The sequence below is a fragment of the Saccharopolyspora sp. NPDC000359 genome, from assembly GCF_040300525.1.
Classification (GTDB): domain Bacteria; phylum Actinomycetota; class Actinomycetes; order Mycobacteriales; family Pseudonocardiaceae; genus Saccharopolyspora.
In genome coordinates this window covers 123,209-138,460 of record NZ_JBEPDU010000012.1, presented here as the reverse complement: position 1 = coordinate 138,460, position 15,252 = coordinate 123,209, and the positions used below count along the sequence as shown (strand labels likewise).

The following is a 15,252-nucleotide window of genomic DNA, read 5'->3' as shown; positions in this document are numbered from 1 at the left end:
GTGGTGAGCGGTCGGACTCCTCGGGCCTGCTCGACGTCGGCGACGAGCCGTGGACCGGGGTCCCGGCTTCGGTCGGTGACCCCGACGCGCCCGCGGGGGCGCTTCCCGGGGCCCCGGCGCCCGAACCGCCGGAGAACGCGGCGCCGCTGGCACCTACTCCGCCCGCTGGTGCCCCAGAACCGTCGGACACCGGGGCCCCGCTGGACTCGACTCCGGTGGCCGGGGCCCCGAACGCAGCTGCCGCGGAGGAGCAGCTGGACGACTTCGTGCCACCTCTGGGCTGGCTCTCCGCGGCTCAGCCAGTGGTCGGGGACGCGCCTCTTCCGCCGAGCCCAGCGCCCACGCCCAGCTCGGGTGAGCGGCCGAAGGCCAGTGCGGTCACCGCTCCGGTCGAGGCAGGACCGCCTGCGGCGCAGCAGGACCCGGGACCCGCGGCGGACGCTCCGCTGGAGACCGGTGCTCTGCTCGAAACCGAAGCTCCGCTCGAGGCTGGGGCTCCGGCAGGAACCCATGCCCCGTCCAGGACGGACGCCCCGGTCGGGACTGACGCCCCGGTCGAGACCGATTCCCCGGTCGGGACGGACGCCCCGCTCGTGAGGGATGCCCCGCAGCAGGAGGGCGACGACGGCGGAACCGGCGGTCCCGACGGCGAAACTGTGGACCAGGAAGTCCCGGAGCGGCAGGAGGACCACGTTGCGATCGTCCAGCCGGCCGGGGCCAAGGACACCGATTCGTGGGACGTGCCGGGTGGTGCCCTCCCCTGGCTGGTCCCGTTCGCCGTCCGCCCACCGGCGGAGGACGAGCAGGAGCGGGCCAAGCCGGACCACGCGCTGCGGGACAGCGCGCCGTGGGAGGACACCACCTTCGCCACCTGGCGCCGCGCGACCCTCGGCGAGGGCGAGCAGCCGAAGGTGCCGGACCAGCCGCTGCGGTGCGGGGGCCCGGACTACACCCCGGAGCAGCTCGCCGAGATGAGGGCGGCCAAGGAGGCGGAGGAGGCCGAGGCGGCGCGGGAAGCAGCGGCCGACGACGAGGACGACGAGGGCGACGGCACCGAGCGGTCCAGCGCGGACCTCCTGGTGCGGGACGACTCGGCGTGGGGCGGTGGGCGCGCGGTGCCGCCGTCCGGGGGCATCGGATAGGGCGTGCGCCGCACGCCCCTTGGAGGAGCGAGGCGAATGTCATGAGCACCGTGACGGTCAAGCGCCCACCGCGGGCCGCCGGGCCGGAGATGCCCGAAGGTGCTGTGGAACTCCAGGAACCGCCGGTGATGGCCGAGCCGGCGGTCCTGGACTTCCGCGCCGCGGCGATGTTCCTGCCGATGGCCATCGGCTCCTCGGCGATGATCATGATGTTCGCGGTGACCACCAGGTCGTCCACGATGTACGCGATCAGCGGCATCATGGGCCTGGGCATCCTGGTCATGGCGATCGCCCAGATCGGCCGCAACGCCGCCGAGCGCAAGCGCAAGATGGCTTCGGAGCGGCGCGACTTCCTGCGCTACATCGCGCAGCTGCGGGAGAAGGCCCGCAAGGACGCCGACCAGCAGCGCAGCGCCGTCGCGTGGAACAACCCCGCCCCGTCGTGGTTGTGGTCGATCGCCTCCGGCTCCCGGCTGTGGGAGCGTCGGCCCAACCACGACGACTTCGCCCGGGTGCGCATCGGGCTGGGCACCCAGGCGGCGGCCGTGTCCTACGTCGCGCCCTCCACCAAGCCGATCGAGGACCTCGAACCGCTGGCCGCGGTGTCGCTGCGGCGCTTCCGGGAGGCCTACGGGACCGTGTCCGGCATCCCCACGGCGGTGAAGCTGCGCAGCTTCACCAGCGTGGAGTTCGCCGGTGAGCAGGACGCGGCGGTGGCCCTGGCGCGCGCCGTCATCGCGCAGCTGGTGACCTTCCACTCCCCGGACGACCTACGGGTGGCGGTGCTGACCTCCGAGGCCGGGCAGCCGGAGTGGGACTGGGTGAAGTGGCTGCCGCACAACGCCCACCCGAGCGCGGAGGACACCGCCGGGCCGCTGCGGTTGTTCGCCTGCGACCACGACGAGCTGATGGACGTGCTCGGGCCCGAGGTCACCGACCGCGGCGACCACGACCCGGCGAGCAGGCCGGGCATCGCCGAGCCGTTCGTGGTGGTCGTCGCGCACCTGGCGGAGGTCCCCAGCACGTCCCGGCTGCTCGACGCCGGGCTGAGCAACGTCGTGCTGCTCGACCTCACCGGCCAGCTGCCCGGCGGGCCGAAGGTGCTCCGGCTCACCATCGACGGCGAGTCGGTGCAGTTCCCGGTCGGCGACGAGGAGGGTTCGGCGCGGCGCGACGAGCTGAGCCTGGTACAGAGCGAAGCGCTGGCCCGGCTGCTCGCACCGAAGCGCACCAGCGGTGCGGTGGACGTCGTCGACCAACCGCTGGAGAACGACTTCGAGCTGACCACCCTGCTGGGCATCCGCGACCCGCGGACCTTCGACGTGCCAGCGATGTGGCGCGGCAGGATGGCGCAGCGCTCCCGCCTGCAGGTGCCGATCGGGGTGACCGAGGACGGCGAGGTCATCGAGCTCGACCTGAAGGAGTCCGCGCAGGGCGGGATGGGCCCGCACGGCATGCTGATCGGGGCCACCGGCTCCGGCAAGAGCGAACTGCTGCGGACCCTGGTGTGCGGGCTGGTCGCCACGCACTCCTCGGAGATCCTCAACCTGGTGCTGGTGGACTTCAAGGGCGGCGCCACCTTCCTGGGCATGGACAAGCTGCCGCACACCTCGGCGGTGATCACCAACCTGGCCGACGAGCTGCCGCTGGTGGACCGCATGCAGGACGCGCTCAACGGCGAGCTGGTGCGCCGCCAGGAGCTGCTGCGCGCCAGCGGGTACTCGTCGTCGTTCGACTACGAGAAGGCCCGCGCCGCTGGCGCCGAGCTGGAACCGTTCCCGGACCTGCTGATCATCGTCGACGAGTTCAGCGAGCTGCTGTCCAGCAAGTCCGAGTTCATGGACCTGTTCGTGTCCATCGGCCGGCTCGGCCGCAGCCTCGGCGTGCACCTGCTGCTCGCCTCGCAGCGGCTGGAGGAGGGGCGAATCCACCGCGTCGAAGGCCACCTGTCGTACCGGATGGCGCTGCGCACCTTCTCGTCGATGGAGTCGCGGGCCGTCATCGGTGCGGCGAAGGCCTACGAGCTGCCCTCCGACCCCGGCAACGGCTACCTGAAGGTCGACACCACGAACCTGGTGCGCTTCAAGTCCGCCTACGTCTCCGGCCCCTGCCCGCAGGGGGACGGCACCGCGCCCGTCGCGGAATCCCGAGCGGTGGCCGAGGTCGTCGACTTCCGCACCCAGCCCTACCCGAGCCTGCACCAGATCCGGGCGCTCGACGAGCCGGAAGCCGCGGTGGCGCAGCAGGAACCGGAGGCCGAGCCGGACGAGAACGCGCCGACGCTGGCCGAGGTCCTCATCGACCGGGTCCGGGGCGCCGGGCCGCCCGCCCGGCAGATCTGGCTGCCGCCGCTGTCCGAAGCGCCGAGCCTGGACACGCTGCTGCCGAGCGTGGTGCCGGACCCGGAGCGCGGCATGGTGGTCGGCGACGCCTCGTGGCGCGGGGCGCTGCGCGTCCCCGTCGGCATCGTGGACCGCCCCTACGACCAGCTGCGCGACCTGCTGGTCGCCGACCTCTCCGGCGCCGACGGCCACGTGGGCATCGCCGGGGCGCCGCAGAGCGGTAAGTCCACGCTGCTGCGCACCCTGGTGCTGGGGCTCGCGCTGACCAGCACCCCGGAACAGGTCCAGTTTTACTGCCTGGACTTCGGTGGCGGTGGCATCATGTCGGTCTCCGGCCTGCCGCACGTGGGTTCGGTGGCCACGCGGATGGAGCGCGACCGCGTGGTGCGCACCCTCGCCGAGCTGATGCAGCTGCTGGAGCGGCGCGAAGCGCTGTTCGCCGAGCACGGGTTCGAGTCGATCTCGGCCTACCTGCGGGCCCGCGACCGCGGCGAGGTCGACGACCCCTACGGGCACGTCTTCCTCGTGGTGGACGGCTGGTTCACGGTCAAGCAGGACTTCACCGACCTGGAGCAGAACTTCGGCGAGCTGGCCTCCCGCGGGCTGTCCTTCGGCATCCACCTGGTGGTGACCGCGACCCGCTGGTCGGAGATCCGCACCTGGCTGCGCGACCTGCTCGGCACCAAGCTGGAGCTGCGGCTCGGCGACTCGATGGAGTCGGAGCTGGGCTCCCGCAAGGCCGCCACGGTGCCCAACCAGCCGGGGCGCGGGATGACCTCGGAGGGCTTCCACTTCCTCGGCGCGCTGCCCCGGCTGGACAGCAGCTCCGCGACTGACGACCTGGCCGAGGCGACCCGGACGGTCGCCGAGGAGGTGCGGGCGTTCTGGACCGGCCGCCCCGCCCCGGCGGTGCGGATGCTGCCCACCCAGCTGCCCGCGGAGAGCCTGCCCGCGCCGGAACCGGAGTTCCGGGTGTGCCTCGGGCACGACGAGCAGCGGCTGGAGCCGGTGTGGCACGACTTCGCCACGCAGCCGCACCTGATGGTCTTCGGCGACAGCGGGACGGGCAAGACCAACGCGCTGCGCCTGGTGCTGCGCGCGATCCGGCAGCGCTACCGGCCGGACCAGGCCAAGATCGTGCTGGGCGACTCCCGCCGCGACCTGGACCAGGAGGTGCCCGCCGAGTACAGCGTCGGGTTCGGGTTCACCACCGACACCCTGCAGCAGCTGGCCGGGCAGACCGTCACCTCGATGACCAAGCGCGTGCCGGGCCCGGACATCTCCTCCGAGCGGCTGCGCGCCCGCGACTGGTGGGAGGGCCCGGAGCTGTTCCTCGTCGTGGACGACTACGAGCTGCTCAGCCAAAGTGGGTTGGGTTCCCCGCTGGACCCGCTGCTGCCGCTGATCCCGCAGGGCGCCCACATCGGACTGCACCTGGTCGTCGCGCGCAGCACCTCCGGCGCGGTGCGGGCGATGATGGACCCGGTCCTGCGCCGGTTGTGGGAGCTGGCGACCCCGGGCGTCCTGCTGTCCTACCCGAAGGAGGAGGGGACGTTCCTCGGCGAGGCGCGGCCCCGGAAGCTGCCAGCCGGCCGTGCGCAGCTGGTGACCCGGCGCGGCGTCAAGCTGATGCAGACGGGCCTGGTGACCGTCAACTCGCCGCTGCCCGCACCAGGCCGCTGAACCCCCGCGCGAACTCGATGGAAAGGTGAGCGATGACCACCCCTAGGGCCGCACAGCTGTGCCGGATCACGGTGTTCGGTCCGGACGGCAAGGCCGACCTCGCGGTGCCGGTCTCGACGACCGTCGCCGACCTGCTCCCGGTGCTGTTGAGGCGAACCCGCCAGGAGCAGCCGGGCGACGAAGGGGGCTCGTGGGTGCTGCAGCGGCTCGGCGAGGAGCCGATGGACCCCGACGGCACCCCCGAGACGCTGGACTGGTTGGAGGGCGAGCAGCTGCACCTGCGCCCGGCCGACAACCCGTTGCCGGAACTGGACTTCGACGACCTCGCCGAGGGGATCTCGACGTCGGTGCAGCAGCGCGGGGACCGGTGGCGACCGGAGTTCAGCCGCCGCCTGTTCCGGGTGCTGTCCTGCGCGGTGTTCGGCGTGCTCGCGCTCGTCCTGCTCGGCAGCGGTCCGACGCTCCTGCACGCCATCACGGCCGGGGTGGTCGCCCTGGGTTGCCTCGGCCTCACCGCGCCGGTCGCCCGGAAGTTGCACGACACCGTGCTGGCGGTGGTGTTCGGGCTCGCCGCGTGCGCGTTCGCCGCGATCGGCGGGCTGATCGCCGCGGACGGTGTCCCGGACGCTGCTGCCACCACCCCGGGCGGGCTGCTCGCCGCGGGGGCGAGCTCGGCGGGGTGCGCGGCGGTCCTGCTGGTGGTGGTCCACTTCGCGGCCAAGGACGTCTCGCTCGCCCCGTTCCTCTGCGCGCTGTCGGTGTCGGCGGCACTGCTGGCGCTGCTCGGGCTGGCCGCCGGGTTCGGGTTGGCACCGGGCCAAGCCGCCGGTCTGCTGTCCGCAGTGGTCTTCGGTTTCGTGGTCTTCGCGCCCCGGTTCTGCCTGCGGGCAGCGTTCCTGCGCGGGCCGCAGCTGCCGCGCAACGCAGCCGACCTCCAGGAGGACATCGAGCCGGTGCCGGCCAGCGAGGCCGAGGGCCGGACGAGCAACGCGGACCGCTACCTGAGCGTCGTGATGGTCTCGGCCGCCGCCGTGCTGGCCGGGTCCTTCCCGCTCGTGCTGGCCGAGGAGGGCTGGGCGTCCTGGGCGTTCGTCGCCCTGCTCGCCAGCGCGGTGCTGCTGCGCTCGCGCAACTTCCTCGGTGCCTGGCAGCGGGTTTCGCTGTCGGCGGTGGGGACGTTGGGGATGTCGATGGTGGTGCTGCACTTCGCGGCCGTGTTCTCCCCACTGTGGTGGGTGGTCCTGGTGCTGGGCCTGCTCGTGGTGCTGTTCGCGGTGGCGAAGGCGTCGCTGCGGCCGCCGAACCGGCGCATGCTGCCCATCTGGGGGCACCTGGCGAACGTGTTCGACACCGTCACGGCGATCGCGGTGGTGCCGGTGCTGCTCCAGCTGCTCGGCGTCTACGCCTGGGCGCGCGGATTGTTCGGGTGAGGGTGCGCGATGCAGACCCAACGGGACCACGTCCACGCCTACCAGTTCCTGATGGGCCGGATGAGCTCGGCCCTGGTGCAGGCCGATCCGGCGAGCGCCGAGGTGCCCGCGCGGCGGGCCATCACCGGCGCGCTCATCGGCCTGGTGCTCGCCCTGCTGATCACGGTCGGCTTCGGCGTCTACGGCTTCCTGTTCCCCGGCGGCAACACGTCCTGGCAGGCCAAGGGCACGATCGTGGTGGAGAAGGAGACCGGGACCCGCTTCGTCAACGTCGGCGGCGTGCTGCACCCGACGCTGAACTACCCCTCCGCCCTGCTCCAGCAGGGGCCGGGCGCCCAGGTGAAGCTGGTGTCGCGGGCCTCCCTGGAGGGGGCGCCGCGCGGGGTGCCGATCGGCATCCCAGGCGCCCCGCAGTCGCTGCCGCCCGCGGCTGAGCTCGTCGGGTCCCACTGGCTGCTGTGCCTGCCCGGCGCGGGCGGCGAGGGCACGGTGCTGGACTTCGACCCGGCCACGCCCGCCGAGGCGCTGCGCACCGACCGCTACGCGCTGGTGCGGTCCGACGACGGCACGCAGTACGTGCTGTGGGGCGGCGCCAAGCACCGGGTCGGCAACCCCGTGGTCACCACGGCGCTGGGCATGGCGGGTGTGGAACCCGCCACCGCGCCACCGGTGTGGCTCAACGCGCTGCCGGACGGCCCGGAGCTCGCCCCCGCGGACATCGGCAGTGGCCCCGGGCCGACCGTCGGTGGCCAGCCGCGCCAGGTGGGGGAGCTGTTCGAGTACCGCGCCGCCAACGGCGCCGTCGAGCAGTTCGTGCTGCGCTCCGACGGCTTGGCCCCGGTGAACCGGACCGAGTTCGCGCTGCTGGGCGCCGTTGCCGGAACCCCGGAGCCGACGCGCATCGACGCCGCGGCGGTCGCTGCCGCACCGCGCTCGGCGGACCGCTCGCTCACCAACCGGCTGCCCGACCTCGGTGGCGCGCGGCAGCAGGACCTGGGGTCGGGCGCGCTGTGCCTGCGCCAGGCACCGGCGGGCACGCAGGTCAGCAGCGAGGTCGTGGTGGCGACTCCCAGCCCGGGCGACGGGCCGGTCCGGATGGCGCCCGGCACCGCGGTGGTGGTCGGCGCGGTGCCGGTGCCCGCCGGTCAGCGCGTCCCGGTCCGCTACCTCGTCACCGGCGGCACCAAGTACCTGTTGCCGGACGACCGGTCGATCCAGGCGCTGGGCTACGGCTCCGCGCCGGTCCGCCCGGTGGCGGCCGAACTGCTCGACGCCCTGCCGAGCGGACCCGTGCTCAGCCGGGCCTCCATCGGCGTGACCGAGAAGGGATGACAGCTGATGTCCGCACTGTCCCAGCGTCGGCGTCAGCGCGGCGCTTCCGAAGCGGTCGCGCTGGCCAAGCACACCATCGGCAACGCGCTGGTGGTCCACCCGCCGCAGCAGATGAGCGACGAGGCCAAGGTGATGGCCATGTCGGTCGCGGCCGACGAGCTGCACGAGCTCGTGGTGGTCGACCTGCCCTCCGGGGCGCCGATCTCGGCGTGGGACTCGGTCGCCGCGCTGCTGCCGCGCAACCGCCGCGGCATCCGGCTGGTGCTCGGCGGCCGGTCCCGGGAAGCCACCGCGCTCGCCGGGCAGTGGCTGTCCGAGCGCATCGGGCGGACCGTGATCGCGCCGGACGGCGTCATCTTCCGCGGCACCGGCGGCACCCTGTTCGTCCACTCCGGACAGGGCAGCGGGTGGGTCCGGTTCCGGCCGGGCCGCTCCCCGGAGTGGGAGGCGAAGCGGTTCCCCCGGCCCTCGTGGGACGCCGGGGTCGTCGACTCCGTGCCCACCAGCTCGGTGGGCATCGCCGAACCGGTCCCCGGCGGGGTGTGGATCCACTCCGCGACGCAGAACGCCGACCTGCGCAAGCACTGGGGCCGCATCGTCAGCGGCATGCCGTGCCAGCCGGACCTGCTCACCATCGTGCTCGGCTGCCCCGGTGAGCCCCCGCTGTCGCTGGACGACGTGGCGCGCTTCTGGCAGCGGCTCGGCACCTACGAGCGGGCGAAGGCGCGCTTCGTGCAGTACGGGCCGGTGCGGCTGCCGGACGGTGACGTGCTGGGGCAGGCCCTCGCCGACGCGCTGGGGGAGGAGGTCATCACCTACACCGGCATGCCGGTGGGGGCGCCCGCGGCTCCCGGGGTCTACACGATGTCCGCCGAGGGCGAGGTCGGCTGGCAGCCGTTCGCCCGCGAGCTCGCCTACCTGCCGAAGGCGCACCCCTCGCACCGCGAGACGCCGAAGCTCGTCAGCCACCGCGCGCCGGTGGAGGGAGTCGACCAGATCGGCCCCGCGACCTACTGGTACACCCCCGACGCGGTGATCGAGGTCGTCCAGGCGGGGCTGTGGATGCGCCCGCCGGAAGGCGCCCAGAACGAGGCGGCGGTGCGTGCCCGCCCGCTGGACCCCGACGCCGGTTTCCTGGTGTTCGACGCCGCCGACGAGAAGCGCGCCTCCCGGATGCGCCTGCTGGCCGAGGACGTCCTGGCCAGGCTCGACCCCGCCACGCGGGTGCGCTGCCAGCTGGTCCCGGCCACCGACTTCGGGCGGGAGGTGGTGCGCGTCGCCGGACCGGCGTTGGGCGAGCTGACCACCGCACCGGAGCCGACCTACGCCACACCGGTCGAGGTGCCCGAGGCCCCGGCGGTGCGACCGGAGCCGGACGTCCCGGCGATCGGGGTGGACGCCCCGGTCGTCGACGGCACCCCGCCGCCGATCAGTGCCGTCGAGCAGACCGTGCGGATCGGGACCCCGATCGACGCCGCAGCTCCGCCGGAGGCCGCGGTGGAGCCGCCACGCGACACTGAGGCGGCTCCGGTCGAGGAGATGTCGATCAGCCTGGAGAGCTCCCCCGCCCCGGTCACCGCCGAGGTGCCGGAAACCCCCGAAGAACCCCCGACCCCGGACGCTGCGGAGCCGCCCCCGACCCCTGGCTCCGCAGCGCCGGACCCCGCTCCGCCGGTGCCGGACCCCGCTCCCGCCGCGCCGGACCCCACTCCGGCGGTGCAGCCGACCCCGGCACCCGAGGCCGCCGCGGTGCTGCCCGCCCAGGGGATCGCCGAGGAGCGCGCCTGGCTGCGCCGGTCGCTGCACCAGAAGTTCGACGCGATGTCGGTGTCGATCTCGCGGATCCTCTCCGAGCACCCCGGGTTCCAGAGCCGCGACCGCTCGTCCGGTGACGTGCTCGCCGACGCCGTCGCGGTGCGCCTCTACCTGCCCGCGCACGGCGCGGACGTCGACCGCGCGCTGCGCACCGGGGAGCGCGGCCCGCACGTGCCGATGGCCCGGTGCGTGGTGTCCGGGCTGCGCAAGCTCCCGTCGCACCGCGGCGCGACGGTGTTCGCCGCTTCGCCGAGCCCCGAGCACTGGCGGCTCTACCGCGAGCACCGGCTGGTGACCGAGTGGGGCTTCCTGCACGCGCTGACCGAACCGTGCGCGCAGTCCGACGGCGAGGTCGACGTGCTGGTGTGGTCGATGACCGGTCGGCGGACCAAGCTGCTGGAGCCCGACGGCGCCGACCACGTCGACAACCGGGTGGTGTTCGCGCCCGGCACCAACTTCAAGGTCCTGGAGCTCGTCGAGCCCGGCGAGGACGGCGAGCGCGGTCGCATCCTGCTGCGCGAGCTGGCCGAGTCCGAAGTGGACTCCGACGGCCGGGTCACCGAGAACGAGTCGCTGGACCAGCTGGGGCTGAAGTCCCTGCAGCGCTGCATCCAGCGGTGGGCCGAGGCGCCGCCGACGGGCGCCGTTCCCGAGGCGGCGCGGGCCCGGTTCGGCGCCCTGCCCGGGCTGGTCTAGCAGTGTCGGCAACGGTTCTCGCGGCGGTCGGCCCCGCGGCGCGGCGAACGGGAAGTCCTGGAGAGAGGGGCGGTCGATGAACCGCGAACTTGTGGTGGTGGGAGCAGATCGGCCGGGCGCGCACTCCTCGATCTCGGCCGCGATCGCCAAGGCGGGCGCCGGCGCGACGATCAGCGTGCGCCCCGGCCGGTACGTGGAGAGCCTGGTCGTCAACCGGGTGGTGAACATCGTCGCGGACGAGGGCGAGGGCACCGTGGAGGTGCACGCCCAGCAGGGCAGCGCGCTGGTCGTCGACGCCGACGGCGTCCAGCTGCGCGGCCTGACCCTCAGCGGCGATGACGGCAAGGCGGCGGTGGTGGACGTGCGCCGCGGCGAAGTCGCCCTGGACGGCTGCCGGATCTCCGGTTCGGCGTGGGCGGCGCTGCTGACCCGGGCCAGCGGGTCGGTGGCCGCCCGCGGCTGCGAGGTGACCAACTCCGGCGGTGCCGGGGTGGTGATCACCTCCGCCAGCCCCAGCACGCTGGAGGACACCCGGGTGGTCGACGTGTCGTCGTCGGCGGCGGTGATCGGCGACCGGGGGTCGCTGACGCTGCGCCGGATCGTCGTGGAGCGACCGGGTGGCAACGGGATCTGCGTGAACGGCAACGGCAGCTGCGTGGTCGAGCAGGGGTCCATCACGGCTGCGGCCAAGCCCTCGATCGTGGTGGAGCAGCAGGGCCAGCTGCGGGCCACCGGCCTCGACGTCCGCGACGGCGCGAACGTCGACCTCTACGTGGTCGGCGGCCGGTCGGTCACCGTCTCGGACTCGACGTTCGCCGGTTCCAGCGCGCAGGCCGTGCACGTCAGCGGGACTTCCCGGCCGGTGCTGCGGGGGTGCACCTTCGCCGCGGCCCGCTGCGCCGTGCAGGTCACCCAGCAGGCCGCGCCGGAGTTCCTCGAGTGCACCGTCGAGGACAGCCCCACCGGGCTCGTGGTCGACGCGGAGGCCGCACCGCAGTTCCGGCGCACCTCGGTGCGCGGGACGACGGAGGCCATCGCTCGGTTGTCGGCCTCGGGCACCGCGCGCTTCGAAGGGCTGCGGGCATCGGCCGACACCGGTTCCGGCGTGCTCGTCGAGAGCACCGGCGAGGTCAGCCTGGACGACGCGACCATCGAGGTGGGGTCGGCACCGGCCGTGGAGGTCTCCGGGTCGGCGCGGGTCCTGCTCACCGATGCGCGGCTGAGCACGGGAGCGGATGAGGCGCTGGCGGTGCGCGGCGGGCGGGCCGAGGTGAAGTCGACGGTGCTGCGCGGTGGCGGCCTGCTCACCTCCTCCTCCGAGGTCTCCATCGCCGACAGCGAGGTCGTCGAGACCCGCGGCGACGGTGTGCTGGTTGCCGACGGCGGTGTGCTCACGGCCAGCCGCTGCCGGGTCCGCGCCGCCGGTCGGCACGGCTTCCAGGTCGGCGGTGGGGCCCGCGCGGACCTCTCGGAGTGCGAGGTGCTCGACAGCGCGGAGGACGGCCTGCACCTGGAGGCGGTGGACTCGGTCTTCCTCCGGCAGTGCGTGGTCAAGGGCAGCGGCGGTGCCCCGGTCTGGAGCCCGGAGGGCGGGCCGCGGACGACCCTGCAGGGGCTGGCGACCGAGGGGACCACCGCCGGTGGGCCGGTGGCGCGCGTCGAGGCGGCCGACACCGCGCCGCCACCGGACGGTGCCGCGCTCAGCGGCACCGGCAGCGTCCTGGACGGACCGCTGGCCGAGCTCGACTCGCTGATCGGCCTGGGCGGTGTCAAGCAGGAGGTCCGCGGCCTGATCAACCTGATCCGGATGTCGCAGGCCCGGGAGAAGATGGGCCTGCCGATGCCGCCGATGAGCCGGCACCTGGTGTTCGCCGGGCCCCCGGGCACCGGCAAGACCACCGTGGCCCGGCTCTACGGCGCGGTGCTCGGCGAGCTCGGCATCCTGTCCAAGGGCCACATGATCGAGGCGGCCCGCGCCGACCTGGTCGGCCAGTACATCGGTTCCACCGCGATCAAGACGACCGAGCTGGTCACCAAGGCGATCGGCGGCGTGCTGTTCATCGACGAGGCCTACACCCTGACCGCGCAGACCGGTGGGGTCGGCCCGGACTTCGGGCAGGAGGCCGTCGACGCGCTGATGAAGATGATGGAGGACCACCGCGACGAGCTGGTGGTGATCGTCGCGGGCTACTCCGAGCTCATGCAGCGGTTCCTCGAGTCCAACCCCGGCCTGGCCTCCCGCTTCACCCGGACCATCGAGTTCCCCAACTACAGCGTGGAGGAACTGGTCACCATCGCCGCCAACCTGTGCCGCAAGCACTACTACGAGCTCACCGACGACGCGGTGGAGGCGCTGACCACCTACTTCACCCGGGTGCCCAAGGGTGAGACGTTCGGCAACGGCCGCGTGGCGCGGAAGCTGTTCGAGGCGATGATCAGCAACCAGGCGTCCCGCCTGGCGTTGCAGCCCCCCTCCCGGGACTCGGACCTGACCCGCCTGACGGCCGAGGACGTCAACCCGCAGATCGCGCTGCTGGAGGAGATGCCCGCGGAAACGCCGGACGGCGCCGGCACCCCGTCGGACCCGCGCTCGGTGGTGCAGGCCACGCACACCTGGCGGCGGATGTCCGAGCTGGTCGGGGTGGAGGAGCCACGCCGCGCGGTGGGCTCGGCGCTGGTGTCGCTGTACGAGCGCAAGGCCCGCCGGACGGCGGTCGGCAAGCACGGCCACGCGGTGCTGGCCGGTGCGTCGGGCAGCGGTCGCTCGGAGATCGCGCGGTACTACGCCCAGGGCCTGTCCGAGCTCGGGCTGGTCCCCGTCGGCCACCTGGTGCGGCGGTCGCTGGGCGAGGACCTGCGCCCGCAGTGGCCGGGGCAGGCCGAGAGCCTCGTCGCCACGGCGTTCCGCGACGCCCGGGGCGGTGTCCTGCAGCTGGACGTCGACGCCGACGTGGAGACGCAGCGGGAGGTGGCCGAAGCCCTCGCGGCCGCGTTGCGCGAGCACGTCGGCGACCCGGTCGTGGTCCTCACCGGTGACCGGGCGGACCTGGAGTCGCTGTTCGGCTGCGCCGCCCGCCTGCGCGGGAACTTCCCGCACCACTGGGAGATCGGCCCGTACTCGGCCGCCGAACTGGCCGCCATCGCGGTCCGGTACCTGCGGGACCGGGGCCACGAGGTGCCGGACGAGGTCGCCGCCGCGATGGCCGAGCACCTGGAGCGGTCCGGCGAGCGGACCGTGCGCCAGGCCCACGAGTTCTCCCGCCACCTCGCCAGGACGGCCGCCTCGCGCACCCTCGCGGTGGCCGACCTGGTTGGCATGGGGGAGCCGGCCGAACCCGCGGTGGGCGGACTGGCCTGGGTCGGCTGACCCGGGTGTCCGCAGGTGCACACCTGCTGCCCGCAAGGCCCCGAACGTCGCCGAATCCCTGAGTTTCGGGGCCGCGCGGCGCTTTGATGAGCAGACGAGATCACGTCACGGAGGTCATGGTGTCCGAAGTGGACCAGCGCAACGTCGAGATGTTGCAGGAGGAGTTCGAACGCCAGCGCGCCAACGTCGGTGAGATGCAACGGCGTCTCGGCGGGATCTCGGCCACCGCGGTCTCGCCCCGGCGCGAGGTGTCGGTGTCGGTCGGCAACCAGGGCGAGCTCACCGAGATCAAGTTCCCCTCCAGCGCGCACCGGCGACTGCCCGCCAAGGAGCTGGCGGAGCTGATCACCCGCACCTACCGGGAGGCGCGGGAGAAGGTCATGAACCAGGTCGTGGACGCCATGTCGCCCGCGCTGCCCGGCATCGACGCGAAGGCGCTGCTCAGCGGGAAGCTCCCCGCGGACGCACTGCCGATGCCCGAGCTGCCGCCCCTGATCGAGGAGCTCCGCGGAGCCGCGAACCTGCCAGGAGGTGACCGGTCGTGAACCAGTTCTACGTCGACCCGGAGGGGCTCAGCCGCAGCAGCGAGGGCTACGCGAAGCTCCAGTCCCACATCCACGAGCTGATCACCAACGTCGACCAGCTCGTCAACCAGTACTCGACCGCCTTCGGCACCACCGACCACGGCAAGGAGGCCTTCGCGTCCTTCCAGCAGGGCATGAAGGGGTACGCCCAGGGCCTGCGCGGGATCGCCGACTCGCTGGAGTACGTCGAGCTGAACCTGAAGGGCAACGGCCAGCTCTACGCCCAGGCCAGGGACAACGCCGACGACATCTCGGCCAGCTTCCAGAAGTCCGTGGCCCCGGACGCCGACCCGCCGGGGCAGGGCGAGTCGAGGGCGCGGGAGCTGCCGGAGACCACCCCGGCGGGACACGAACCGGTGCGCACGTCCCCCCGGCTGGAAGTGGCGCGGCGGCTGCTGGGGAAGGGCGAGCCGCTCGCGGTCCCGGACCCCGCATCGCGTGAGCACCTGGAGACGAGGCCACCAGGCCTGACCTCGGCGTTCAGCATGCAGCCCAGGAAGGCCACCGAGCAGCTCGTGGTCGACGGCGCTCCGATCAAGGAGGGCCAGCGCGTGCTGGCCCTCCGCGAGCTGCCCGACGGGTCGGTGCGGTTCAACGCGGGCGAGTACTCCGACATCGTTCCGTTGGACGGGGTGGACGTGCAGTTCGTCGACCAGGGCGACCCGTCGAGCACCCGTGAGCACCCGGTCCGCGACGGCGAGCGGTTGTTCCTGGTGACGGAGAAGGGCGAGGGCGCGGGGCCGTCCGACGAGGACCTGTACTTCGAGTCGACGGCCGACCACACGTCGTCCTTCTACCGGCACGCGCCGGGGTGACCGTTCGCGGCGCGTGATCGCCGCACGCCGTTGCTTGGGGAACTGA

7 protein-coding genes and 1 pseudogene are annotated in these 15,252 nt (G+C 73.4%); all 8 read left to right on the top strand.

The genetic code is table 11. The features are described 5' to 3' along the window. Nucleotides 1-1,142: pseudogene (locus tag ABT324_RS10880) on the top strand (hypothetical protein); the annotation flags it as partial. Nucleotides 1,143-1,183: 41 nt separating this feature from the next. Continuing rightward, nucleotides 1,184-5,167 (top strand): type VII secretion protein EccCa, encoded by a 3,984-nt coding sequence (gene eccCa, locus ABT324_RS10875; RefSeq protein WP_351174881.1) that lies wholly within the window; start codon nt 1,184-1,186, stop codon nt 5,165-5,167. 32 nt (nt 5,168-5,199) lie between these two features. Further along, nucleotides 5,200-6,597: a type VII secretion integral membrane protein EccD gene (eccD, locus tag ABT324_RS10870; RefSeq protein WP_351174879.1), complete on the top strand. Its 1,398-nt coding sequence runs from the start codon at nt 5,200-5,202 to the stop codon at nt 6,595-6,597. A 9-nt stretch (nt 6,598-6,606) separates the two neighbouring features. Next, nucleotides 6,607-7,929, top strand: coding sequence for a type VII secretion protein EccB (gene eccB / locus ABT324_RS10865; RefSeq protein ID WP_351174877.1), 1,323 nt, complete (start codon nt 6,607-6,609; stop codon nt 7,927-7,929). Between the two features lie 6 nt (nt 7,930-7,935). Then, nucleotides 7,936-10,440, top strand: coding sequence for a hypothetical protein (locus ABT324_RS10860; protein ID WP_351174875.1), 2,505 nt, complete (start codon nt 7,936-7,938; stop codon nt 10,438-10,440). 76 nt (nt 10,441-10,516) lie between these two features. Beyond that, complete coding sequence (locus ABT324_RS10855; protein ID WP_351174873.1) at nt 10,517-13,807, top strand: right-handed parallel beta-helix repeat-containing protein; 3,291 nt, start codon at nt 10,517-10,519, stop codon at nt 13,805-13,807. An 86-nt stretch (nt 13,808-13,893) separates the two neighbouring features. Further along, entirely contained in the window at nt 13,894-14,352 is a 459-nt protein-coding gene (locus tag ABT324_RS10850) for a YbaB/EbfC family nucleoid-associated protein (protein ID WP_351174871.1), read from the top strand. Then, nucleotides 14,349-15,206 carry a WXG100 family type VII secretion target gene (locus tag ABT324_RS10845; RefSeq protein WP_351174869.1) on the top strand — a complete coding sequence of 286 codons (858 nt, stop codon included), beginning with the start codon at nt 14,349-14,351 and terminating at the stop codon, nt 15,204-15,206. Before ABT324_RS10850 ends, ABT324_RS10845 begins: the two co-directional genes overlap by 4 nt. The last annotated feature ends 46 nt before the right edge of the window (nt 15,207-15,252 follow it).